At 71.1% G+C, this 2,737-nt stretch carries 2 protein-coding genes; both read left to right on the plus strand.

The genetic code is table 11. The annotated features are described in order from the left end of the window. A partial coding sequence (locus ACXJJV_RS06055) for a hypothetical protein (protein WP_456467290.1) occupies positions 1-2,218 on the plus strand: 2,218 nt, incomplete at its 5' end. A 38-nt stretch (positions 2,219-2,256) separates the two neighbouring features. Then, on the plus strand, positions 2,257-2,737 hold a 481-nt coding region (locus tag ACXJJV_RS06060), incomplete at its 3' end, for a hypothetical protein (RefSeq protein ID WP_456467291.1).

Below are 2,737 nucleotides of genomic sequence, written 5' to 3' on the forward strand. Positions count from 1 at the left end.
GCCTGCGATCCTCGCGCCGGCGCTCCTGGCGCTGCTCGCCGCCGGATCGTGCGCTAAGAACCCGGTCTGGGTCGACGTCTACCCGGAGCGGGTGGGGAACGATCGCGTCGACCTGCTGTACCTGGTGTACGTGGTGCCGGGCGAGGTGCGGGTCGCGCTGCCGCCAGACTCCCGGGTCCAGGGGGCCTACTTCTTCACCGTGGAGGAGCTGAGGGGGTGGAAGCCGAACCTGCCGCCGCGGTTCGAGTGGGAACGGCACCGGTTCCGGGGCTGGAGGCTGGCGACCGGGAGGTTGGAGTGGGGGAACACGGTGGCGGTCGAGCCCGCGCCCGGGGTGTACGTGAAGGTTCCGATCGAGGGCGTTCCGGAGGACATTCGGGAGGCGTTCGTCGGGCTCCTGGAGCGCGGTCGCGTCGAGTTCCCGGTGCTGGAAGCGCGGGTCGATCGGAAGGGGCTCCTGGTGATCGAGGTCCGGACGAGGCCGATCGACGGCAGGCTGATCCTGTACATCAACGGCTCGGGCGACGTGGAGGTCGAGGCGTCGGAGGGGAAGGCGTACTCCCTCAACCCTCGTCGGGGCACGTTCGTCCTGCTGGATTACCCCGGCTACTCGGACACCCTCGTCTCCATCCCGCTGAGCTGGCTGAAGCCTAAGAGGCCGGAGGTCAAGTTCTTCATATGGCCCGGCGAGAAGGAGGGGGAGAAGCATCCCGTGGGGATCGGCCTCATCGCGCCCGCGGCGCTCCTCGCCCCGGCGCTCCGCCGACGATCCCGCCGGTGGACCGTCCTCGCGCTACCGATGCTCGCGCTTGCACTCTCGATTGCGGCCCCGGGCCCCGTTCACGCGAACCCGGTGATACTGCCCCCTCGCCCGCCTGCCTCCCTGCTGAACCTCCCGGTGTCGGCCGTGGTGAAGCAGGGGCAGTCCGGCGCGCGGTACCACGTGTTCGTGCGGCTCTGGCCGGGCGTCGAGACCACCGTGTACGCGCCCGCGAGCGCGCTGGTTCGGGCGGCGGTCGTGCCCGCGGACGCGGTCCTGAGCGCTCGAGACGTCAACGACGTGCTCCGCTGGTGCGAGGAGCATCACGCGTTCATCAAGGGCGAGCCCGCGCGCCTCGAGATCTCCGGTGACGTGCTGGTCGTGTGGTGGTGGGACCGGAAGGAGCGGTTCCGGACGACCCCGCGGCTCCTGCAGGAGTCCCTCCCGTGGGTGAGGGAGCTGGCGCGGGACGCCCGCGCGTTCCGCGTGAAGGCGGACGATGACGCGTTCCTGTACCTCCTAATGCGAGACCCGGTCGTGGCGGCCCGAACCGACGGGCTGGCCAACCCGGGGGAGCCCATGGAGAAGGTGGTGCTGGCCGAGGTGGACGGGACGTGGTACGTCCTGGAGTGCTACTCGGTGCGGGACCTTCAGGAGACCCTCGGTCGACCGCCCCGGCTGCTGGCGCTGAAGGCGCCGGTGACGAAGGGCCTGAACACGAATCAGCTGTGGGAGGAGGACCTCCGTCGCCTCTCCAAGGGTCCGGAGGTGGTGATCGTGCGGTCGGTGCGCGGGGGCGAGGCGCTGGTGGACGTGGTCGCGACGGTGCCGGAGGTGCCCCTGCCCGCGGGCGCTAGGATCTTGAAGTGCGGGACGGTGCCGCGGGACGCGTACCGGGACGCGTACACGGGCGCGCTCGCGCCCGGATTCCAACCGGCCCGGTACCGGGTGGTTCGAGAGGGCGAGGCGAGCGTGCCCGAGGTCGGAACCCTCAAGTTCCAAGTGATTCGCGCCGACCTACCGCGAGGCCGGTTACTACTGATCCGCACGATCGTACCCCTGGTGACCGTGAAGGTGAAGGGGACCCCATGGCTCATGCTCGCGATGCCGGTGGTCAAAGGCGGAACGTCGCTCGGACTGTCCACGTACCGAGTGAAGGAAGCCGAGGGCTTCGAGTGGCTCGTGGGCTGGCCCCACCCCGTGCCGGGGTTCCGAAAGTTCGTGCCGCCGAAGCGGCCCCGACCGCCGATAAGCCTGAGGGAGATCCTAGCCGCCCTCGCGATCGCGCCGCTGCTCCTTCCCGTCGTCTGGCCCGCGCTCGAGCCCGCGCTCGACCGGCTGCCGTACCCGATCCGCGAGCCGGTCGAAACCCTGATGATCCTGCTGCTGGGTGGGTACATGGGACTCCTGAACCTCCTGGCAGCGCTCCTGCTCGGCAAGCCGCCCATCCCCTTCTGACGCCTTCCCTCCGCCGAGGACCCGGGTGGGGATCGCCGGTGCCCGCCGTCACGGCTCTCCTGCTAACGATCGCGGCGCCCGTCCACGCGCCAACGCCCGGCGTTCTCGCGGAACTCGGCGGCGCGCTCCTCCAGGCCCCGCTCCTGCGACCCGAGTACCCGAGGCCCGGGGTCGCCCGGGAGTCGGTGTACGTGCTGTCCGTGCGGGCGGGCCGGGCCCTCCTGGACCTCGCGTTCGACGCGTCGTGGTCGGGGGCGTTGGACCTGTACCTGCCCGCGGGCTCCCGCGTCCTCGACGCGGGCCTGGCGCCCCGGGGCGCCTACCTTCGAGTCGATCACTACGTGCCCGCGCCCGAGCTTCCCGGGTTCCTTCGGCTGTTCCCGGTCGGGTCGAGGGAGGAGTCGTGGTCCCCGAGCTGGTTCCCGGCGGCGGGCGAGCCGGCCCGGCTGATCCGGTCGCAGGGCCTGCGCTGGCTCGTGATCGAGTACGCACCGCCGCGCCCCGGCCTGTTCTGGGCCC

This window comes from Methanopyrus sp. (genome assembly GCF_053997775.1).